The sequence below is a fragment of the Aromatoleum petrolei genome (assembly GCF_017894385.1).
Classification (GTDB): Bacteria; Pseudomonadota; Gammaproteobacteria; order Burkholderiales; family Rhodocyclaceae; genus Aromatoleum; species Aromatoleum petrolei.
Genome location: NZ_CP059560.1, coordinates 4970588 through 4991801, shown reverse-complemented (window position 1 = coordinate 4991801; position 21214 = coordinate 4970588). Strand labels below are relative to the sequence as shown.

Genomic DNA, 21214 nt, shown 5'->3' with positions numbered 1-21214 from the left:
CGTCTCGCAGCGGCAGCCGGAGCGGCACCTCGACGATGCATTGGTGACTGGAGCCAGGAGCGCGTGAAACGGGGGCTGAGTCGCGTCACCGAACGTTTCCCGCGCGCCCGGCCGTGCTGAAGCGGAACGGGCGCGCCAGTGCCGCTGAAACCTCGGCGTCGCGATCGTAGAGGTCCGGCCGGAAGTCTGTTGTGCCGTCGTCGCCGACCTCGACGGTGTGGTAAAGGATCATCACCGGTACGCGCCGCTCGACCGGGACCGTGCGCGTTTCGCCGATCTCGATGGCCTTCTGCAGCGCCTCCGCATTCCACTGCTCCGGGTCGTCCAGCAACAGCACGGCCAGTTCCAGCGGACGCTCGAGGCGGATGCAGCCCGAGCTGAAGGCCCGCTCGCTGCGCCCGAACAGCGCTCTTGACGGGGTGTCGTGGAGATACACCGAGTACTCGTTCGGCAGCATGAATTTGATCCGCCCGAGCGGATTCTCCGCTCCCGGCGCCTGGACGATCTGGTATGGGAAGCCGCCGTTACGGTAGCGCGCCCAGTTGATGGCGGCCGGTGCGATCGTCCGCCCGGCGCCATCGACGACACGCATGTCGTTCTCGGCCAGGTAGCGGGCGTCGCGGAGCACATTGGGCACGACGTCCTCGCGCAGAATCGTCGGCGGCACCACCCATTTCGGATTGAGCACGAGGTACTGCATCACCGCCCGGAAGGTCGGCGTCTTGCGGTAAGGACGGCCGACCACCACGCGCGACTGCCACGCAAGGCGGTTGTCCAGGTACAGCCGGGCGCTGAACCCGGCGATGTCGACGATCAGGTAATCGCCCTCGATGTCCTGCGCGACCCAGCGCAGGCGTTCGAGATTCACGCGGATCTGCTCGATGCGCCGCCCGACGTCGACCTGCAGCTCGGCGAGCGTGCGGCGCCCGACGGCGCCGTCCGGTTCCAGGCCGTGGTGTGACTGGAAGGCGATGACCGCCGTGCGCAGTCCATCATCGAACAGATCCGGTTGAGGCGTGCCGGACGACACGTAGTCGCCACTCGCCGCCAGGCGCGCGCGCAGGGCCGCGACGCGGGCATCGTGTTCGCCGGCCCGCAGCGTCGGCCCCGGACGAAGCGCCGGCCAGCCGCCGCGCGCCTCGATTGCCTGGTAGGCGGAAAGCGCATTGCGAAGGCGGCGGTAGGATTCGAGTTGCGGTGCATAGCGCTCGACGGCATCGTGAAGAGAGTCCGCCCGCACGAGCGCTTCGAGCGCCTGCACCGACCGGACCGCTCCGAGGGAGCGCGAGAAATTCCACTCCGGGTAGAGTTCGCGCGGGTCGACCTTGCCGAATCGCAGATGATAGACCAGCCGGATCAGCGCTTCCGTAAACAGCAACTCGCAGTCCGCCATCTTCAGCGGATCACTGCCGGCTTCGTCGGCCAGCTTGCGCAGCACGTCGATCTGATAGTCGGCGGGATCGAGCCCGTGGCTCGCGCTGTCCCGGACTGTCGTCAGCAGCGCACTGCGGCGGTCGGCGTCCGCCCACGCCGGCGCAAAACCCCGGCTTTCGTAGAACTCCGGGATCACCCTGCGTGCCGCGATGACGCCCCCCCCGGGCCGCACGTCGCCGCCGTTGCGCAGCGCTTCGGCACGCTCGCGCAGCGCGTCCCGCAGCAGACCGTCGGCCAGCGGCGCGGCAATGGCTGCGGTGGCGAGCGCAAGCAGGATCAGGGCAAGCACCCCACGGATCGCACACCCAAGTCGTGCCACACGGTTTACGATTGCTCCCGTGCGCCGTCGCCCCGTCATCCGAACAAACATGTCGAAGAATCTCCATTCTGTCACCGCCCGTCGCCGGCTCCTGCTGAAAGGCCTTGCCGCCCTTCCCCTTGGCCTGAACTTCGGCAAGGCGCAGGCCAGCGTCGCCGAAGCCGACTGCGAGCTGTGCTTCCGCCACACGCATACGGACGAGAACCTGCGCATCGTCTATCGCAGCGGCGGGATCTACTTGCCCTCGGCGCTGGAGCGGATCGACTGGCTGATGCGCGATTTCCGTACCGGGGATGTCGCTCGCATCGACCCCCGCCTGCTGGATATTCTCCATACATTGCGGACGACATGCGGTGGAGAAAGTTTCGAAATCATCTCGGCTTTCCGCTCGCCGGTGACCAACGGCATGCTGCACAACGCCGACGGCAAGGGCGTTGCGACGCGCAGCCTGCACATGGACGGGCGGGCGATCGACGTTCGCATGCCTGGCTTCGACACCGCCGCACTGCGCGACGCTGCATTGGCGCTGCAGGCGGGCGGCGTAGGCTACTACCGGGAGTCGGATTTCGTACATCTCGACACCGGCCGCGTGCGCCACTGGGCGGGCTGAGCGCGCTACGCCGATGCGAATTGCATTCGGCGCCGCGGCTGCGGCGCGTGCATGATGTGGTCGAGCGGCAGCACGCTCGTTTGTTTTACCGTCTTCAGCGCGATATTGGTCTTCAGGTGCGCCAGCCCCGGCAGGCGCATGATGCGCTTCATCATCACGTCGGAGAACGCGACCAGGTCGGGCGCGACGATGTGCATCACGTAATCCGCATCGCCGCTCACCGAAAAACACGCCACCACCTCGGGCAGGGCTGACACCGCGCGCTCGAAGGCGTCGCTGCGCGACTCGCCGTGGCGCTCCAGCGTGACTTGCGCGAAGGCCGACACGTCCAGCCCCACTGCGGCCGGGTCGAGCAGCGCGGCGTAGGATGCGATGATGCCGCCCTGCTCCATGCGGCTGATGCGCCGGCTGATCTGCGAGGCCGAGAGATGGATCTCCTCCCCGAGCGCGCTGTTGGTGGCGTTGCCGCGGCGCTGCAACGCATCGAGAATCTGCAGGTCGAATTTATCCACGACGATCTGTTGCATCGTTTCTAATCCTCATACGCATTTCGTGCACAGAAGACCCAATTATGCGCACATAACGAACGCAATGTGCGCAAGACGCGCGCAATAATGCTCGATAACAACGCATAGGAGGAGCAACGCATGAACCTGGTCGAATCCCTGCTGCACGCGCTCAAGGACCACGGCGCCCATGAGATCTTCGGCATCCCCGGAGACTTCGCCTTGCCGTATTTCCGCATCATCGAGGAATCGCAGATCCTGCCGCTGTACACGCTCTCGCACGAGCCGGGAGTGGGATTCGCGGCGGACGCGACCGCGCGCATCCGTGGCGGACTGGGCGTCGCGGCCGTCACCTACGGCGCAGGCGCGTTCAACATGGTCAATGCCGTCGCGGCGGCCTATGCGGAGAAGTCGCCGGTGGTCGTGCTCTCCGGCGGCCCCGGCAAGGGCGAAGCGAGCTCCGGCCTGCTGCTGCACCATCAGGCCAAGACGCTCGACTCGCAGCTGCAGATCTTCAAGGAGATCACCTGCGACCAGGTCAAGCTCGACGACCCCGCGCGCGCGCCGGCGGACATCGCACGTGTGCTGGCGAGCTGCCTGCGCAACTCCGAGCCGGTGTATATCGAGATTCCGCGCGACATGGTGCGCGAGGAATGCGCCCCCGTCCTCCGCGAGGCGCCGCGCGTCATCGACCGGGACGCGCTGGCCGCCTGCGTCGACGAGATCCTGGGCCGGCTCGACGTCGCCAAGAGCCCGGTGCTGATGGCAGGAGTGGAAGTGCGGCGCTTCGGCCTCGAACAAAAGGTCGCGGAGCTGTCGCGCCGGCTGGGACTTCCGGTCGTCACCAGCTTCATGGGCCGCGGCCTGCTTTCCGACTGCGACGCACCGCTGGTGGGGACCTACATGGGTGTCGCGGGCCTCCCGGACGTCACCCAACTCGTCGAGGGCTCGGACGGCCTCTTCCTGCTCGGCGAGATCATCTCGGACACCAACTTCGCGGTATCGGAAACCCGCATCGACCTGCGCAAGACCATCCAGGCGCACAACGGCCAGGTGACGCTCGGCTACCACATGTACGCCAACATCCCGCTCGCCGCCCTCGTGGATGAGATGCTCGCACGCGTCAAGGCGAGCGCCGACAAGGCCTTCTCGGTCGCGCCGCACCAGTACCCGAGGGACCTTGTCGCGGACGGCGAGACGATCGCGCCGACCGACATTGCCAAGGCTGTGAACGACCTCTTCGCCGAACACGGCAAGCTGCCGATCGCCTCCGACATCGGCGATTGCCTGTTTACCGCGATGGAGATCGAACAGACCGCGCTGCTCGCCCCCGGCTACTACGCGACGATGGGCTTCGGCGTGCCCGCGGGCCTGGGCCTGCAGGCGACCAGCGGCCAGCGCCCGCTGATCCTGGTCGGCGACGGCGCCTTCCAGATGACGGGCTGGGAACTGGGCAACTGCAAGCGCTACGGTTGGGACCCGATCGTGCTTTTGTTCAACAACGCGAGTTGGGAGATGCTGCGCACCTTCCAGCCGGAATCGGGTTTCAACGACCTCGGCCGCTGGGGATTCGCGGAGATGGCCGCGGGACTCGGGGGCGATGGGGTGCGCGTGTCGACGCGCGCCGAGCTCAAGGCCGCGCTCGACAAGGCGATCGCGACGCGCGGCCGCTTCCAGCTGATCGAGGTGACGATCCCGCGCGGCGTGCTGTCGACGACGCTGTCGCGCTTCGTCGCCGGGGTAAAACGCATCAGCATGAAATAACGCAGGAGATCGATGACGGCCGGACCCGACACCCCCGCGGCATTCGCCGCCCGGCCGCTCTTCGAACCCATCGCGGCGCTGCTCGCGCGCTTCACCGCGCCCGCGCTTCCCGATGCCCTTCAGCTCACGGCGCTGATCCGCGAGGTCGCGCCGGCGGCCGCGAGCGGTAGCGGGCAGCCGATCCGTTTCGTCCCGCCGCCTGCGCAAGGCCACGCCTACGAGGACCACATCTTCACGACCGGCGCAGTGCCGACCCGTGCGTATGACTGGCACGACTTCTTCAATGCCCTCGCGTGGTGCGTCTGGCCGCGCACGAAGGCCGCCTGCAATATCCTCCATCGGCGCGAGCGCGAGGCGCGAATCGCCGCCGGCCTGCCTGGGCGCGGACTGAGGCGCGACGCCCTGACGCAGTTCGACGAATGCGGCATCGTCGTCGTGTCGAGCGACCCGGAGATTCCCGCCTCGCTCGCCGCCCATGCATGGGAAGAAGCGTTCTGGACGCGGCGCGCACACTTGATCCAGACCACGCGCTTCATCGTCTTAGGTCACGGCACTTGGGACCAGTTGCGCGAGCCCTTCTTCGGGCTGTGCGGCAAGGCGCTGTACCGCGTCGTCGATGCCGGCTGGCTGGCACGCCCCGCCGCCGAACGACAGGCAGAGACCGACGCATGGCTCGCCGCGCAACTGCTCGATTCCGGCCTGCTGCGCACTCCGCGCGAGCTCGCACCGTTACCGCTGCTGGGGATTCCTGGCATCACACCGGAAAACGAGTGCGCCTCGTATTACCGCGACACGCGCCAGTTCCGCCCCAAACGCGTGCCGGCGAACAAGATTCCCGCGGACTGATTCCAAGGCGATTGCACGAACTGGCGTGGGCCCCCGGTTCTCGCCGCTGCGCACGAAGCGCCGTAGAATGCACGCCCGACAGTAAGCCTCCCTCCATCGATGCCCCGCTTCCAATACGTCCTCTTCGACCTCGACGGCACCCTGATCGACTCCGCGCCCGCGATCCTCGCGAGCTACCGCCAGGCCTTCGCCGCCGCGGGGCGCGCGCCGGCCGTGACGATCGATGAATCCATCGTCGGCCCACCGCTGATCGAGACGCTGCAGATCCTCGCCGGGACGAAGGATCCGCAGGTCATCGACGAGCTCGCCGGCCACTTCAAGGCGAGCTACGACACCGCGGGCTACCGGGAGACTGCCGCCTACGCCGGGGTGGGCGACATGCTGGAACGCCTTGCTGCCAGCGGCCGCACGCTCGCGATCGCAACGAACAAGCGCCTGCATCCGACGCGCCTGATCCTCGATCACCTCGGCTGGAGCGGTTACTTCAAGACGGTCTACGCGCTGGATCTCTTCGAACCGCGCCTGCCGACCAAGGCGGCGATGATCGCGCGCCTGATGGCCGACCACGACATCCCTGAACACATCTCGGTATACGTCGGCGACCGCAGCGAGGACGGCGAATCGGCCGACGCGAACCGCCTGCCCTTCTTTGCCGCGACCTGGGGGTACGGCAGTCTGGAGGCGGGTGAACTGGCGGCGCACTGGCGCGCCTTTTCCAGCCCGGCCGCGCTGACCGAGGCGCTGCTGGAAGCCTGAAACGCCGCTGCGCCCGTCAGGCGCGAACGTCGCCCGGCACGTCGATGTCGGCGAGGACGCCCGGGTCGTCGCAGTGGACGCGGCGCAACTGCTCCTTGTGCGCGACGATCACGCGCCGGGCGCCTTCGTCGCCTTGCAGCGCCAGGAGTTCGTCCTTCAAAGAGACGGCAAAACCAACCGGATGCCCGCGCTCTCCGTCGACGAAGGGCGCGGCGAGCAACGCTCCGCCTCCAATCGCCGCAGCGACCGCAGCAATCGTTTCCGGCCGGATGTAGGGCATGTCGCCCAGCGCGATCACCCAGCCCGCGGTGCAGGCGGTCGCGCGGATCCCGCAGGCCAGCGTCGCCGCCATCCCCTGTTCGGCGTCGGGACACAGGACGTACGGAAGTCCCGCCGCATCGAAATGCCCGCGCAGCAACGAATCCTCCGGGCGCACGACCGCGAGCACCGCGCCCAGCGCACCTCGCAGGTTAGTGGCGCTGCGCACGGCGACCGGCGTGCCGTCAGGCAGCGGATGACAGAGCTTATTGCTGCCGAAGCGCGAACCCTGCCCCGCTGCGAGCAGGATGCCGACGATGCCCGGGGGCGATTTCGGACGATCTTCCAATTCCTCACCTCAGCGCGAACACGATTGCTGGACCACAGCTTAGCTGATGCGAATTCCCCGCGAGAGCCGCGGCCCGGATCGATGTCCGGGCCGTCGGGCCGGAGGCGTATTCCGCCATCCGGACGCCGGGCAGGATGACGCGCCGTTGTGGCGGGACGCGCAATGCTGCTCCCGCCCTACGGGATGTCGCGCGTTTGCCCTTGCTTCAACTCGGCACGCGTTCGATCACCAGCGCGATGCCGTGGCCGACGCCGATGCACAGGCTGACCACCGCATAGCGCCCGTTGCGCCGCTCCAGTTCGCGCGCGGCCGAGAGCGCGATGCGCGCGCCGGACGCACCGAGCGGGTGGCCGATCGCGATCGCACCGCCGTTGGGATTCACGCGCGGATCGTCGAACGCGACACCCATCAGCTTCAGGCAGCTCAGCACCTGCGGAGCGAAGGCCTCGTTGATCTCGATGACGTCCATGTCCTTGAGCGTGAGCCCGGCACGCGCGATCGCCTTCGGGATCGCGTAGGCGGGGCCGACGCCCATGATGCGCGGCTCGACGCCCGCGACCGCGCCCGCGAGGATGCGCGCCATCGGCTTTGCGCCGGCCTTCTCGCCCGCAGCCTTGCTGCCGACGAGCAGCGCCGCTGCGCCGTCGTTGATGCCGGAGGCGTTGCCCGCGGTGACGACGCCGTTCGGGAAAAGGGACTTCAGCTTCGCCAGCGATTCATAGGTCGACTCGGGGCGCGGATGCTCGTCTTCGGCGACAACCAGCGGCGGGGTCTTGCGGCCGGTCGGCACCGAGATCGGCAGGATCTCGCCGGCGTAGAAACCGGCTTCCTTCGCGGCCGCGTACTTCGACTGCGACGCAGCCGCGAAGCGGTCGGCGTCCTCGCGCGAGATGCCGAATTCGGCGGCGACGTTGTCGCCCGTCTCGGGCATGCTGTCGTTGCCGTACTGCTCGACGATCTTCGGGTTCGGGAAGCGCGCGCCGATGGTCGTGTCGAACACCTTGAAGTCGCGGCTGTAGGGCGATTCCGCCTTCGCGACGACGAAGGGGGCGCGGCTCATGCTCTCGACGCCGCCGGCGACGTAGAGCTCGCCCTCGCCCACCGTGACGGCGCGTGCCGTGTCGAGCACCGCGGCGAGGCCGCTGCCGCACAGGCGGTTGATGGTCTGGCCGGCCACCTGCGTCGGCAGGCCCGCGAGTAGCGCGGCGTGGCGTGCGACGTTGCGCGAATCCTCGCCGGCCTGCGCCGCGCAGCCGAGGACGACGTCCTCGATATCCGCGGCCGCGAACGGTGAACGCTCAACGACTTCGCGGATCACGGTGGCGACGAGGTCGTCGGGGCGAACCGGGGCGAGCGAGCCGGCGTGGCGGCCGATGGGGGAACGCAGACCGGCGTAGAGGTAGGCATCGAGCATGGAATCTCCTTTGGTGAATGGTTTGTTTGTCAGTTGTCAGGCGTCGTCAGCGACACGCCCAGGCGTGCGCGGCGGGTGAGCCAGGGGCTGGGGCGATAGCGTGGATCGCGGTAGAACTCGTGCATGCCGTCGAGGATCGCGAGGATGGTCGCGGCGCCGAGCGAATCGCCGAGCGCGAGCGGCCCCTTCGGATAGCCGAGGCCGAGACGCACGGCCGAGTCGATGTCTTCCGGCGACGCGACGCGCTGCTGCGCGATGTCGCAGCCGATGTTGACGATGGTCGCGACAACGCGTTGCGCGACGAGGCCGGCGCTGTCGCGCACGACGGACACGGCCTTGCCGCCGGCCGCGAGCGCGGCCCACGCGGCGTCACGCGCTTCGGCTGCCGTCACCGGCGTCGTCATCAGCGTCAGGTGCTTGTCGACGAACAGCGGATCGAGCGCCAAAGTGCGCTTGGGGTCGAGTCCCTCGGCCAGCGCGCAAGTGGTCGCATCGGTGCCGACCGGCAGCACGACGCCGACCGAATCAGCGGACGGACGATCGCCGCGGTCGAGCGCGACGCCCTGCGCCTCCAGCACGGCGACGACGCGCGCATGCAACGCCGCATCGGCGCGGCTCACCCACAGGGGCACCGGCGCGACGGCCGGTACGGGCGGCATCGCGACGGATTGCGCGCTTCCATCCTTGTACACGTAGAAGCCCTGCCCGCTCTTGCGCCCGAGCAGGCCGCCCGCGAGGCGCTGGCGCGTGATCGGCGACGGGCGGAAGCGCGGTTCCTGGTAGTACTGCTCGTAGATCGATTCCATCACTGGATGCGACACGTCCAGCCCGGTAAGGTCGAGCAATTCGCACGGTCCCATGCGGAAGCCGACCGATTCCTTGAGGATGCGGTCCAGCGTCGCGAAGTCAGTGATGCCTTCGCCGAGTACGCGCAGGGACTCCGTGAGGTAGCCGCGTCCGGCGTGGTTCACGATGAAGCCCGGCGTGTCGGAGGCGCGCACCGGCGTGTGGCCCATGCGTCGCGCGAGCGCCATCAGCGCATCGCCCACGGTGCGATCGCCGCGCACGCCGTCGATGATCTCGACGACCTTCATCAGCGGCACCGGGCTGAAGAAGTGCAGGCCCGCGACCCGCTCGGGGCGCCGGCAAGCGGCAGCGATGGAGGTCACTGACAGCGAGGACGTGTTGGTCGCCAGCACGCACTCGTCGGAGACGACTTCTTCGAGATCGCGGAACAGGCCGCGCTTGGCGTCGAGGTTCTCGACGATGGCCTCGACGACGACATCGCAGCCGGCCAGCTCCGCGAGACTCGCCGCGACGGTCATGCGCTCGGTCGCGGCGCGCGCCGCGGCGGTGTCGATCTTGCCCTTCTCGGCGAGCTTCGCCAGCATGCCGCCGACCGCATCGCAGGCTTCGGCTGCCGCGCCGGCGCGCGTGTCGAACAGCCGCACCGTGACGCCTGCCTGCACGGCGATCTGCGCGATCCCGCGCCCCATCAGGCCGGTGCCGACGACGCCCAGGGTCAGGTCATTACGCATCGCATCGAACATCGCTCACTCCCCCCGGAAATCGGCTGCACGCTTGTCGAAGAAGGCTTGCATGCCTTCCTTCTGGTCGCGGCTCGCGAACAGCAGCTGGAAGGCCTTCCGCTCGAGCATCAGCGCCGCATCGAGCGAGGCATCCTGCCCCGCGAGCAGCACTTCCTTGATCTGCGCGATCGCGAGCGGCGGCAGCGCAGCGATCTGCGTTGCAAGTTCCATCGCACGCGACTGCACCTCGGCATCCGGCACGACCTCACTCGCCAAACCCATCTCGCCCGCCTCGCGCCCGCTCACCGGCTGGCCGGTCAGCACCATCTTCATTGCCTTGAATTTGCCCACCGCGCGTGCCAGGCGCTGCGTGCCACCGGCGCCGGGCATGATCCCGACCTTGACCTCGGGCTGGCAGAAGGACGCACCCTCGCCCGCAACGATGATGTCAGCGTGCATCGCGAGCTCGCACCCGCCGCCCCACGCGAAGCCATTCACCGCGGCGATCACCGGCTTCGGGCAGCTCGCGATCGCGCCCCATAGGAGGTGGGTATTGCGCAGCATGATCTCGATCGCACCGGCCCCGACCATTTCGCGCAGGTCCGCGCCGGCAGCGAAGTACTTGTCACCGCCGGTCAGCACGATGGCCCGCACCTCGGGGTCGCGCCCGAGCGTGGAGAAGTGCTCGGCCAATTCCTTGCGCACCTGCTGGTTCAAGGCATTGCGCGCCTCCGGCCGGTTCATGCGCACGACCGCAACCTGGGGACTCGGTCGTTCGACCACTACTGCTTCCATCTCGTTCTCTCCTTGGGTCCGCACTGGGAACCGTTCTTCTGAATGTATTGGGAAATGCACGATACTGCTTTTCCGCGAAGGGATAAACCCCTAGAATCCAACTTGCCGGGCAATATAATGCCTTTAAGGCGTGAGGCGGCGCATGACGCCGCACCAAGAACAACGGATCCACCCCACCCCACGAGCCCACGCTGGGCGAACAAGGAGCTTCGATGAACACTCCCCGCGTATTCGCAATCGACGGCGTCGTGCCGGTGGTCGACCCGACCGCCTACGTGCATCCGACCGCCGTGCTGATCGGTGACGTGATCGTCGGCCCCGGCTGCTATGTCGGCCCCTGTGCCAGCCTGCGCGGCGATTTCGGGCGCCTGATCCTGCAGGCCGGCGTGAACGTGCAGGACACCTGCGTGATCCACAGCTTCCCCGAGCACGACACGGTGGTTGAGGAGAACGGGCACATCGGCCACGGCGCCGTCCTGCACTGCTGCACGATCAAGCGCAACGCACTGGTCGGCATGAACGCCGTCGTGATGGACAACGCCGTGATCGGGGAAAACACCTTCGTCGCCGCATGCAGCTTCGTGAAGGCCGGCATGGAAGTTCCGGCCAATTCGCTGGTCGCCGGCGTGCCGGCCAAGGTCGTGCGCGCGCTGACCGAGCAGGAGATGGCGTGGAAGGTGCGAGGAACGGGGATCTACCAGAGCCTCGCGGTGCGCTGCCTCGAGACAATGGAGGAGACCGACGCTCTGACGGCGGTCGAGCCGGGACGCAAGCGCATCGTGATGCCCGAGATCGTGCCGCTGAGCGAACAGAAACAGCGGGGCTGAGGAAAAAATCCGGCTCGACGCGAAGGCGTCGAGCCGGCCAGAACTCCGGCGAGTTTGGGAGAAGGGAGCAGGACGAACTGCACCGGAGGCGGGACGTTCGGCTGGAACGCCCCACGAAAAAACCTTAGTGCGCGGCAACGGCCGCCTCGCCGTGCATGACGACAAATTCGGACAGCGGCGCACGCTCGGTGACCAGCGCGTTCTCCGGGGCGTCGGGGTCGGCGTAGCCGAGCGCCATGCCGCACACGAGTTGCTCGTGCTCGCCGAGGCCGAGCGCCTCGGAAATGATCCGGTGGTACGGATTCCACGCCGCCTGCGCGCAGGTGGATAGACCGCGAGCCTCGGCCGCCAGCATCACGTTTTGCAGGAACATGCCGTAGTCGAGCCAGCTTCCCTGCCCCAGACGCCGGTCGATCGTGAACACGAGTCCGACGGGGGCGTCGAAGAACCGGAAGTTGCGTCGCGTCTGCACGCGCATCCGCTCGCGGTCGCCCTTCTCGATGCCGAGGTGGGCGTACAGCCCCCAGCCGCTGCGGCGACGTCGGCCGAGGTAGGGCTCGAAGAACTCGGTCGGGTAATATGCGTACTCCAGCTCGTGGCTGTCGTCGGCGTGGTCGAAGGCCGCGCAGACGGCATTCACCAGCGCATCGCGCTTCACGCCGGTCACGACATGCACACGCCACGGCTGGATGTTGTTGCCCGACGGCGCGCGCGCGGCGACCCGCAACAAGCCCTCGATCGTTCCCCGATCGACGGGGACCGACAGGAAGGCGCGTATCGAGTGGCGACGCGAGATCAGCCAGTCGAGCGCCGCCTCGTCGCCGCCGAAGGACACGACGGGATCGTCCCGCACGCGCGCGTTCATTCACCGGCTTCCCGGATCATGTTGCGCGCGATCACGAGCTGCTGGATCTGGCTCGTGCCTTCGAAGATGCGGAACAGGCGCACGTCGCGGTAGAAGCGCTGGATGCCGTATTCCGACAGGTAACCTGCGCCACCGAAGATCTGCACGGCACGATCGGCGACGCGGCAGCACATTTCCGACGCGAAGAGCTTGGCACACGCGGCTTCCGTGCCGACATCACGCCCCTCGTCGCGCTTCCTTGCCGCGTCCACCACCATGCTGCGCGCGGCGTAGATCTCGGCCTTGCTGTCGGCGAGCATTGCCTGGATGAGCTGGAACTCCGCGATCGGCTTGCCGAACTGCTTGCGCTCCATCGCGTAGCGCAGGGCGTCCGCCAGCATGCGCTCGGCCACGCCGACGCAGATCGCTGCGATGTTGATGCGGCCCTTGTCGAGCACCTTCATCGCGGTCTTGAAGCCGACCTCTTCCTTGCCGCCGATCACGTTGGCGGCGGGAATACGGCAGTCCTCGAAGATCACGTCGCAGGTATGGGCGCCCTTCTGGCCCATCTTCTTGTCGATCTGGCCGAGCGACAACCCCGGCGTGCCCTTCTCGACGATGAAGGCGGAGATCCCCGCAGCCCCTTTCGCGTCGGGGTTGGTGCGTGCCATCACCGTGAAGATGCCGGCTTCGGGCGCGTTGGTGATGTAGCGCTTGGTGCCGTTCAGCACATAGGAGTCGCCGTCGCGCCGGGCCGTGGTGCGGAGGCTACCCGCGTCGGACCCAGCGTCGGGTTCGGTCAGCGCGAAGGAGCCGATGATCTCGCCGGACGCAAGCCGCGGAAGGTAGTCGCGCTTCTGTTCGGGCGTGCCGTCGATGACGATGCCCTGGGCGCCGATGCCGTTGTTGGTCGCGAACAGGGAGCGAAAGCACGGCGAGGTCTGGCCGATTTCGAAGGTGGCAAGGACCTCCTCTTCCATCGTCAGCCCCATGCCGCCGAATTCCTCGGGAATCGACAGGCCGAAGAGCCCCAGCTCCTTCATCTCAGCGACGAGCTCCGCCGGAATCTGGTCGGTCTCGGCGACGTGAGCCTCCTGCGGCACGAGGCGCTCGCGCACGAAGCGCGAGATCGTGTCGAGAAGAATGTTGAGTGTCTCCTGGTCGCGGATCATGTCGTGTTCCCTCTCCGATGCTGCGTTGTGGTTGTCTGGGTGATGCGCGGCCCGCGTTCCGGCGGAGAACTTCCGGCCGGAACGCGAAACGCGTGCGCGCTTACTTCTGGTATTTGCGGAACTCGGGCTTGCGCTTCTCGCGGAAGGCGTTGCCGCCCTCGGCCGATTCCGCCGTCTCGTAGTAGAGCTTGAGCGCGTGCATTGCCAGGCCGCCCATGCCGCGGATCAGTTCCGTATCGACGTTGAAGGACTTCTTCGCCAGCGCGATCGCGGTCGGGCTCTTCTCAACGATCTCGTCGCACCATTTCTTCACTTCGGCGTCGAGCTGGTCGTGCGGCACGACGGCATTCACGAGGCCCATCGCCAGCGCTTCCTGCGCGGTGTAGCGGCGGCACAGGTACCAGATCTCGCGTGCCTTCTTCTCGCCGACGACGCGCGCCAGCAGCGCGGTGCCGAAGCCGGGGTCGACCGAGCCGACGCGCGGACCGGCCTGGCCGAGCTGGGCCTTGTCGGAGGCGATCGCGAGGTCGCAGATCGTCACGAGCACGTTGCCGCCGCCGATCGCGTAGCCGTTCACGCGGGCGATCACGGGCTTGGCGATGTCGCGGATGGCACTCTGCACTTCCTCGATCGGCAGGCCGATCGTGCCGCGGCCGCCGTAGCCGCCGTCCTGCGTGCCCTGGTCGCCGCCGGTGCAGAAGGCCTTGTCGCCCGCACCGGTCAGCACGACCACGCCGATGGTGCGGTCGAAGTCCGCATCCTTGAGCGCGTGGATCATTTCCTCGCAGGTCTGCGCGCGGAACGCGTTGTACTGCGCGGGACGGTTGATCATGATCGTCGCGATGCCGTCCTGCTTGGTGTAGAGAATGTCCTGGTATTCCATGGTCTGCTCCTCGTTGTAATGCCTGAAATGGTGTTGATCGTTCGCGTCTTAACCGGCCATCGTCAGGCCGCCCGACACACTCATCACCTGCCCGGTGATGAATGCGGCGTCGTCGCTGGCGAGGAAGGCCACCGCGCCCGGCAGGTCGCCCGGCTGGCCGAGGCGGCCGAAGGGCACGGCGCGGGTGAAGGCGGTGCGCAGCTTGTCACCGCGTTCGCCCTCGCCGCAGATGTCGTCGAGCAGCGGGGTGTCGGTCGGGCCGGGGCACACGACGTTGATGTTGATCTGCTGGCGGGCGAGTTCGCGGGCCATCGTCTTGGAGAACGAGATCAGGCCGCCCTTGCAGAAGGAGTACACCGCCTCGCCCGACGAACCGACACGGCCGGCGTCGGACGCGACGTTGATCACGCGGCCGTAGCCGCGGTCACGCATGCCTTTGACGACCGCGTGGTGCATGTACAGCGCGCCGTACAGGTTGATCGCGACGATCCTGTCCCACAGCGGCTTGTCGGTATCGAGGAAGTTGCCGACCTTGTCCCAGCCGGCGTTGTTTACCAGCACGTCGATCGGGCCGAGTTCGCCCTCGGCGGCGGTCACGGCGGTAATCACCGAATCCTGGCTCGTCAGGTCGACCGGATATGCGCGCGCCTTGCCGCCCGCCGACCGGATTTCCGCAGCGACGGCCTCGGCCGCGTCACGGTTGATGTCAAACACCGCGACGCTGGCACCCTCTTCGCCGAAACGGCGGCAGATTGCGGAACCGATACCACCCGCACCGCCCGTCACGATCACGACCTTCCCTTCAAAACCACTCATCTCTCACTCTCCTGTTGGATAACCATCAATTCGGCCCGTTGCGTCCGGGCCATGCTTTGCGCTTCAATGGGCGCCGTTCGCAACCGACCTGACTCCCCGATGAAAGACCTTTCCGCTGCCAAGGACCTCGCCACGATGGAGATCAGCAACCGGCTGTTCTTCCGTTTCTTCCAGGCCGCGAACACGCTGCACACCAAGGGCACGCAGGCCCTCGACGAGTTCGGCGTGACGACGCAGCAGTGGTCCGTGCTCGGCGCGCTGTCCCGGCCCAAGGTCAAGGAAGGCATGGGCGTCGGCGAGCTGTCGCGCTTCCTGCTCGTCAGCCGCCAGAACCTGTCGGGCATCCTTACGCGGCTCGAACGCGACGGCCTGATCGAACGCGCCACCAGCGAGGAAGACCGCCGATCCGTGAAAGTCAAGCTCAGCCCCAAGGGCGAGGAGCTGTGGGTCAAGCTCGCCGATCCCATCCACGACTTCTACGACCAGGCGCTGAAAGGCTTCTCGTTCGATGACCGCCTGCAGTTCATCCACTACGTCAGCCTCCTGCAGCGCAACATGGCCAAGCTTTAGATTTCGTGCGCCGCGAGCTTCTGACGACCGATGATCATCTTCATGATGTTCGCGGTGCCGTCGCCGATCTGCAGGCCCATGACGTCGCGATAGCGCTGGCCGAAGTCGTAGTCGCTCGCGTACCCGCCGTGGCCGTGCGTGAGCAGGCACTGGTGGATGATTTCGCACGCCACCTTCGGCGCCCACCACTTGCACATCGCCGCCTCGGCCGTGTGCTCCAGTCCCTGATCCTTCAGCCACAGCGTCTTCAGGCATAGCACGCGGCAGGCTTCGTACATCGTCTCGGCCTCGGCGAGCGGGAAGGTCACCCCCTGGAACTCGCCGATCTTCTTCCCGAAGGCCTCGCGCTCCTGCACGTAGCGCCAGGTCTCGTCGAGCGAGGCGCGCACCACACCCATGCACTGGATGCCGATCAGCGCGCGGCTGTAGTCGAAGCCCTGCATCACCTGCACGAAGCCCTTGCCCTCGTCGCCGAGCATCATTTCGGCCGGCACACAGACGTCGTCGAAGAAGATCGAACCGCGACCCACCGGGCGGGTACCGATGTCGTCGAAGGCCGTACGGGTGATCCCGGGCAGGTCCATCGGGACAAGGAAGGCGCTGATGCCGCGGGCGCGATCGGATTCGGCGCCGGTGCGGGCGAACACCACCGCCACGTCCGCCTGCGTCGCCATCGAGATCGAGGTCTTCTCGCCGTTGAGCACCCACACATCGCCTTCGCGCGTCGCCTTCAGCTTGAGGCGCGCCGCGTCGGAACCGGCGCTCGGCTCGGTCAGCGCGATCGCGATCGCCTTCTTGCCGGCGATGACCTGGCCCAGCCACTCCTTCGCGATGTCCGGCCGCGCGTAGTTCGCGACGATCTGTCCGCACAGCGAGGTGAGCAGATTCACGTAGGAGACGTTGAAGTCACCGTACGAGATCTGCTCCAGCAGCAGGCCGCTGGTCAGGCAATCGACACCCATGCCGCCGTGCGCTTCGGACAACTCCGGCCCGAGGAAGCCGAGTTCGCCCATCTCGCGGATGACTTCGCGCTCGATGCGTTCGGCCTTCTCACGCGCCTTGTAGCCCGGGGCGAGCCGTTCGCGGGCAAAACGGGCTGCGGTATCGACGAGCGCCTGCTGCTCGGGGCTGAGACTGAAATCCATCGCTGCTCCTCCTGTGTAGGTTTTGCGCATTCTAGGGAGCAGCAAACTTTTCTGTCAATACATTGCTATTTAATTTTTTCCAGTGCGAGCACAACGGCCACCGCCGAAAGGTCTGTATCCCGCCATTCCTTCTGGTGTTACAAGGCTCTTACGGAACACAAGGAGCACGTCAATACCGCGCTGATGGCGTTAGTGTGTAGCAATCTATTGACTTACTTTTGCAAAGAGAATAGCTTTGCCATGCCTCCGGGGAAGGTCGGAGGCCGAGATCGACAAGCAGGAAGATGCGTGGCAAAAGGAACGCAGGGCCGCGGGGACCGAACGTCGCGGACCGCGCCGCCGCGAAGCCCGTCGAGCGCCACGGTCTCGCTGGACATCATTCAGGGTTGTGCGCGGGCCCCGCCCCCGCCAAAAGTGAGGAGAGAAAAAAATGAACTTCGACCCGGTGCTGATCGCCGACCGCATGACTGCCATGAATGCCGCCGGCCTGTGGCGCGACGAGACGATCGACGTGCATTTCCGCCGCGCGCTGGCGGATTGCCCGGACAAGCCAGCCGTCGTCGGCTACCGCGACGGGCAGACCGAACCGGTCCGCCTCAGCTACCGCGAACTGGACCGGCGGGTCGACCTGATCGCCCGCGGCCTCGTCGCGCTCGGCGTGGGCCGCAGCGACGTCGTGAGCTTCCAGCTGCCCAACCGCTGGGAATTCGTCGCGCTCTCGCTCGCCTGCGCCCGTATCGGCGCCGCCGCAAACCCAGTGATGCCGATCTTCCGCCAGCACGAGCTGAGCTACATGCTGGACTTCGCCGAATCGAAGGTCTTCATCGTGCCGGCGGTGTTCCGCAAGTTCGACCACGCCGCGATGGCGCGCGAGCTGCAGCCCAGGCTGCCGCATCTGAAACAGGTCGTGGTCGTCGACGGTGACGGCGAGGACAGCTTCGACCACGTGCTGATGCGCGAGGACACGCAGCCTATTTCCGGCCCCGGCATCGGCTCCGACGATGTCTCGCTGCTCATGTACACCTCGGGCACGACGGGCGAACCCAAGGGCGTGATGCACACCTCGAACACGCTCTTCTCGAACCTCCACGCCTATATCGCGACGATGGAGCTGAGCCCGTCGGACATCATCCTCGGGGCGTCGCCGATGGCGCACCTCACCGGCTACGGCTATCTCGCGATGCTGCCGCTGATCCTGAACTCGACGACGGTGCTGCAGGAAATCTGGGACGCGCCGCGTGCGCTGGAGATCGTCCGCGACGAGGGTGTGACCTTCAGCATGGCCTCGGCGGCCTTTGTTTCCGACATGTGCGCGGCAGTCGAAGCGGGTTCGCCGGTGTCGCCGCAATTCACGAAGTTCAACTGCGCCGGCGCACCGATCCCGCCCGTCGTCGTCCAGCGTGCCTGGGACCTGATGGGCTTGAGCATCTGCTCGGCGTGGGGCATGACCGAATGCGGCGCGGTGACCGTCACCGAACCGGCGCGTGCGCTGCAGAAATCCGGCGTCTCCGACGGCCGCGCCCTGCCCGGCATCGAGATCCGCATCGTCGGAGCGGACGCGGCCGAACTGCCCACAGGCGAGACGGGCGAACTGCTGATCCGCGGCTCGTCCCTGTTCGCCGGCTATCTCAAACGTCCGCAACTCAACGGTGTCACCGCCGACGGCTGGTTCGACACCGGCGACACGGCCTTCCAGGACAGCGAGGGCTATATCCGCATCAACGGGCGCAGCAAGGACATCGTGATCCGCGGCGGCGAGAACATCCCGGTCGTCGAAATCGAGAACCTCCTGTATCGCCACCCGTCGATCACGACGGTCGCCGTGGTCGGCTACCCGGACCGGCGCCTGGGCGAGCGCGTATGTGCCTTCGTATCGCTGAAACCCGGCAGCACGCTCAGTTTCGAAGAGATGACCGCCTATCTCGACAAGCAGCAGGTTGCGAAGCAGTACTACCCCGAGCGCCTCGAGATCGTCGAGGACCTGCCGCGCACGCCGGCCGGCAAGCTGCAGAAGTTCAAGCTGCGCGAAGCCGCCAAATCCTTCGGCAGCGGCCAATGATGGCGATGGGGAACGACACCATGACTTCAGTGATCCTCGTCGAGACGCGTGGCAAGGTCGGACTGATCCGCATCAACCGGCTCGAAGTCTTCAATGCGTTGAACGATGACGTGATGAGCGCGATCGGCCTGGCACTAGACCGCTTCGAAGCGGACGCCGGCATCGCCTGCGTGGTGGTGACGGGCTCCGAAAAAGCCTTCGCCGCCGGTGCGGACATTGCCGCAATGCGTGCGATGGACTACATGGACGCCTACAAGGGTGACTTCATCACGCGCAACTGGGAGCGCCTCAAGACCTTCCGCAAGCCGACAATCGCCGCCGTCTCCGGCGTCGCGCTGGGTGGCGGATGCGAACTGGCGATGATGTGCGACATCGTCTTCGCTGCGGAGAACGCACGCTTCGGCCAGCCGGAGATCAAGATCGGCACGATCCCCGGCGCCGGCGGCACGCAGCGCCTGCCGCGTGCCGTGGGCAAGACCAAGGCGATGGACCTGTGCCTCACCGGTCGCCTGATGGACGCACAGGAAGCCGAGCGCAGCGGACTCGTCGCGCGCATCTACCCGGCCGAGAGCGTGCTCGACGAGGCGCTCGCGGCCGGCACGAAGATCGCGGAGTTCTCGCTGCCCGTCCTTATGATGATGAAGGAAACGGTGAATCGCGCCTTCGAAGGCCCGCTCAACGAAGGCCTGCTGTTCGAACGGCGCACCCTGCACGCCACGTTCGGCCTGGCGGACCAGAAGGAAGGCATGAGCGCCTTCGTCGAGAAGCGCGCCCCGCGCTTCGCCGACCGCTAGGCACCTGCGCCGAACCCGCGCCCGCCCGGCGCGGCCCCATGGCCTACAGCCTCGTTCCGTTCGACCACGCCGGCTGCAGGTCCGGCACGGCGGCTGCCCGGTTCACGCACGAGCGATAGCGCGTGTTTACCCGGTCGGCAAACCAGGCCGTGGTGATCTTGCTCGTGATCTTCGGGCTCTTCAGGCGGATCTGCGGCAGCGCCTCACGCGGCACCGGCCGCCCGGCCGCTTCGTCCGCGAGCGAGAACACGCGCTGATAGAGCTTCGTGCTGCCGAACGACTCGTCCTTCTCCTGCCGCAGGGCCGACTCGATCTCCACCTCGTTCAGGCGCAGCCTGCGCGAGATCTTCAGTGCCGCGCGCTGGGTCGCGCTCGCCACCGTGCTCGGACGGCCGTCCTTGTAGCGCAGCAGGTCGCCGTCCGGCACTAACGCCAGCCCGGCCACTTTGCCTAAGGCCATCTGGAAGGCCGCATTGCGACTGGCGTAGTGACCCGCGTTGAAATCCGCGAAGCGGTAGAGCGGAGTACGATACGGCGCCGGATAATCGAGCAGGTGTGCGATGCCGAAATAGACGCCGCCGCGGCGCGTGAACACCGCCTCGCGCACCTTGCCGTTCGTCGCCCCGGCGTAAGACTTCTCCCGTGCATGCTCCTCCGCGAACGCGACACTCACCTGCATCGGTCCACCGGTGCGCACCGGGTTGTATCCACTCAGCAGCAGCTTGCCGCCGGGCACCTCGCCGATGATATCCGCATAGAGGATGCTCATCTGGCGCTCCGTCTTCAGCGCGTTGATGCGCTGGCGGTAAGTCTTGCCGTTGCGCGACGGCTGGGACAGTGCGGCGTCCAGCGCCATCTTCGGGATCAGGTAGCGCTTGCGGCGGGTCTCGATTTCCCGCCACACGATCTTCGACAAGCCGGGGACCACCGGATCCGCCTGGAAACTCGATTCCTGCTCGATCACCGCGATCGACGCGCAGAAGTTTTCGGCGCTCGGTGCGAGGCGCAGCGCCATGACGGCCGCGACGATGTCCGCCGCCCACTCGTCGCGCTCGCGCGTGACGCCCGGCGGAAGCAGCGCGTACACGAACCTGCGTGCGTCCTGTTCCTGCACCCGCGGCGGGAAACCCTGCACGAATCGCCCCTCGGGCGGTGCCGCGGGTACGCCCCCCTGCGATGGAGGCGTCGACGGGAGCACGTCCGCCGTTCGCATTTCGACCGGCGCGGGCGCCTGCACGGCAGGTGGTTCCGAAACGGCGGCGCACCCACCGAGCACGAAGGCCGTGATGGAAAGGACGGGAACGAGTCGACTGAGGTGCGGCGTATTCATCTGGTGATGCATGCGGTGATCGTGAAAAGGCATCCGGCGGATTCCCGGGGCAGCGGCACGCGGGGGCCAGCTCCTGGCGAGAGTCTCCGCGCGGAGCGCAACACTATCAGATTGCACCCCCGGAGCCGCGCGATTTTGCACTCCAGGTAGCGCCAGCGCACCTGTCCCGTCCCGCAGCGAGCCCGCAAGGGTCT

General features: G+C 67.0%; 20 protein-coding genes. 8 read left to right on the top strand and 12 right to left on the bottom strand.

The features are described 5' to 3' along the window. Positions 1–85 precede the first annotated feature (85 nt). Positions 86–1723, bottom strand: coding sequence for a L,D-transpeptidase family protein (locus tag ToN1_RS22855; protein WP_244860864.1), 1638 nt, complete (start codon positions 1721–1723; stop codon positions 86–88). 79 nt (positions 1724–1802) lie between these two features. Here ToN1_RS22855 and ToN1_RS22850 point away from each other — a divergent pair, with 79 nt between their 5' ends. Then, positions 1803–2363, top strand: coding sequence for a YcbK family protein (locus tag ToN1_RS22850; RefSeq protein ID WP_169208013.1), 561 nt, complete (start codon positions 1803–1805; stop codon positions 2361–2363). 5 nt (positions 2364–2368) lie between these two features. Here ToN1_RS22850 and ToN1_RS22845 read toward each other — a convergent pair whose 3' ends face one another. Then, the gene (locus ToN1_RS22845) at positions 2369–2890 is read right to left on the bottom strand and encodes an Lrp/AsnC family transcriptional regulator (RefSeq protein WP_169208012.1); all 522 of its coding nucleotides are present in this window, start codon (positions 2888–2890) and stop codon (positions 2369–2371) included. 120 nt (positions 2891–3010) lie between these two features. Here ToN1_RS22845 and ipdC point away from each other — a divergent pair, with 120 nt between their 5' ends. The 3 genes from ipdC (at position 3011) to ToN1_RS22830 (ending at position 6235) form a co-directional block, all read left to right on the top strand. Beyond that, a complete protein-coding gene (gene ipdC / locus ToN1_RS22840; protein ID WP_169208011.1) occupies positions 3011–4633 on the top strand; it encodes an indolepyruvate/phenylpyruvate decarboxylase in 1623 nt (540 codons plus the stop codon). Positions 4634–4645: 12 nt separating this feature from the next. Then, positions 4646–5479, top strand: a complete 834-nt coding sequence (locus ToN1_RS22835) for a DUF3025 domain-containing protein (protein ID WP_169208010.1) — start codon at positions 4646–4648, stop codon at positions 5477–5479. A 99-nt stretch (positions 5480–5578) separates the two neighbouring features. Beyond that, positions 5579–6235 (top strand): HAD family hydrolase, encoded by a 657-nt coding sequence (locus ToN1_RS22830; protein WP_169208009.1) that lies wholly within the window; start codon positions 5579–5581, stop codon positions 6233–6235. A gap of 16 nt (positions 6236–6251) precedes the next feature. Here ToN1_RS22830 and ToN1_RS22825 read toward each other — a convergent pair whose 3' ends face one another. From ToN1_RS22825 to ToN1_RS22810, 4 genes are all read right to left on the bottom strand, one after another. Next, positions 6252–6842: a nucleotidyltransferase family protein gene (locus ToN1_RS22825; protein WP_169208008.1), complete on the bottom strand. Its 591-nt coding sequence runs from the start codon at positions 6840–6842 to the stop codon at positions 6252–6254. 205 nt (positions 6843–7047) lie between these two features. After that, entirely contained in the window at positions 7048–8256 is a 1209-nt protein-coding gene (locus ToN1_RS22820) for a 3-oxoadipyl-CoA thiolase (RefSeq protein ID WP_169208007.1), read from the bottom strand. 29 nt (positions 8257–8285) lie between these two features. Further along, entirely contained in the window at positions 8286–9806 is a 1521-nt protein-coding gene (locus ToN1_RS22815) for a 3-hydroxyacyl-CoA dehydrogenase (protein ID WP_169208006.1), read from the bottom strand. A gap of 3 nt (positions 9807–9809) precedes the next feature. Next, a complete protein-coding gene (locus tag ToN1_RS22810; protein ID WP_169208005.1) occupies positions 9810–10580 on the bottom strand; it encodes an enoyl-CoA hydratase in 771 nt (256 codons plus the stop codon). Between the two features lie 212 nt (positions 10581–10792). On the opposite strand from ToN1_RS22810, the gene paaY reads away from it, so the two are divergent. Further along, entirely contained in the window at positions 10793–11407 is a 615-nt protein-coding gene (gene paaY, locus ToN1_RS22805) for a phenylacetic acid degradation protein PaaY (protein WP_169208004.1), read from the top strand. 124 nt (positions 11408–11531) lie between these two features. Here paaY and ToN1_RS22800 read toward each other — a convergent pair whose 3' ends face one another. From ToN1_RS22800 to badH, 4 genes are all read right to left on the bottom strand, one after another. Next, the gene (locus ToN1_RS22800) at positions 11532–12272 is read right to left on the bottom strand and encodes a nitroreductase (protein WP_169208003.1); all 741 of its coding nucleotides are present in this window, start codon (positions 12270–12272) and stop codon (positions 11532–11534) included. Beyond that, positions 12269–13423 (bottom strand): acyl-CoA dehydrogenase family protein, encoded by a 1155-nt coding sequence (locus ToN1_RS22795; protein WP_169208002.1) that lies wholly within the window; start codon positions 13421–13423, stop codon positions 12269–12271. Before ToN1_RS22795 ends, ToN1_RS22800 begins: the two co-directional genes overlap by 4 nt. 100 nt (positions 13424–13523) lie before the next feature. After that, positions 13524–14306 (bottom strand): 2-ketocyclohexanecarboxyl-CoA hydrolase, encoded by a 783-nt coding sequence (gene badI, locus ToN1_RS22790; RefSeq protein ID WP_169208001.1) that lies wholly within the window; start codon positions 14304–14306, stop codon positions 13524–13526. A gap of 48 nt (positions 14307–14354) precedes the next feature. Further along, positions 14355–15122: a 2-hydroxycyclohexanecarboxyl-CoA dehydrogenase gene (gene badH, locus ToN1_RS22785; RefSeq protein WP_169208000.1), complete on the bottom strand. Its 768-nt coding sequence runs from the start codon at positions 15120–15122 to the stop codon at positions 14355–14357. A gap of 99 nt (positions 15123–15221) precedes the next feature. On the opposite strand from badH, the gene ToN1_RS22780 reads away from it, so the two are divergent. Then, positions 15222–15692: a MarR family winged helix-turn-helix transcriptional regulator gene (locus ToN1_RS22780; protein ID WP_169207999.1), complete on the top strand. Its 471-nt coding sequence runs from the start codon at positions 15222–15224 to the stop codon at positions 15690–15692. Here ToN1_RS22780 and aliB read toward each other — a convergent pair. After that, positions 15689–16837, bottom strand: a complete 1149-nt coding sequence (aliB, locus tag ToN1_RS22775; protein ID WP_169207998.1) for a cyclohexanecarboxyl-CoA dehydrogenase — start codon at positions 16835–16837, stop codon at positions 15689–15691. The genes ToN1_RS22780 and aliB overlap by 4 nt on opposite strands. A gap of 430 nt (positions 16838–17267) precedes the next feature. Between aliB and aliA the strand changes: the two genes are divergently transcribed. Together aliA and ToN1_RS22765 are read left to right on the top strand one after the other, a co-directional pair. Continuing rightward, positions 17268–18896 carry a cyclohexanecarboxylate-CoA ligase gene (aliA, locus tag ToN1_RS22770; protein WP_169207997.1) on the top strand — a complete coding sequence of 543 codons (1629 nt, stop codon included), beginning with the start codon at positions 17268–17270 and terminating at the stop codon, positions 18894–18896. Positions 18897–18916: 20 nt separating this feature from the next. Then, positions 18917–19690, top strand: coding sequence for an enoyl-CoA hydratase (locus tag ToN1_RS22765; protein WP_169207996.1), 774 nt, complete (start codon positions 18917–18919; stop codon positions 19688–19690). 43 nt (positions 19691–19733) lie between these two features. Here the strand turns inward: ToN1_RS22765 and ToN1_RS22760 are convergent, their stop codons facing one another. Next, a complete protein-coding gene (locus ToN1_RS22760) occupies positions 19734–21053 on the bottom strand; it encodes a DUF1615 domain-containing protein (RefSeq protein WP_169207995.1) in 1320 nt (439 codons plus the stop codon). Positions 21054–21214 lie beyond the last annotated feature (161 nt).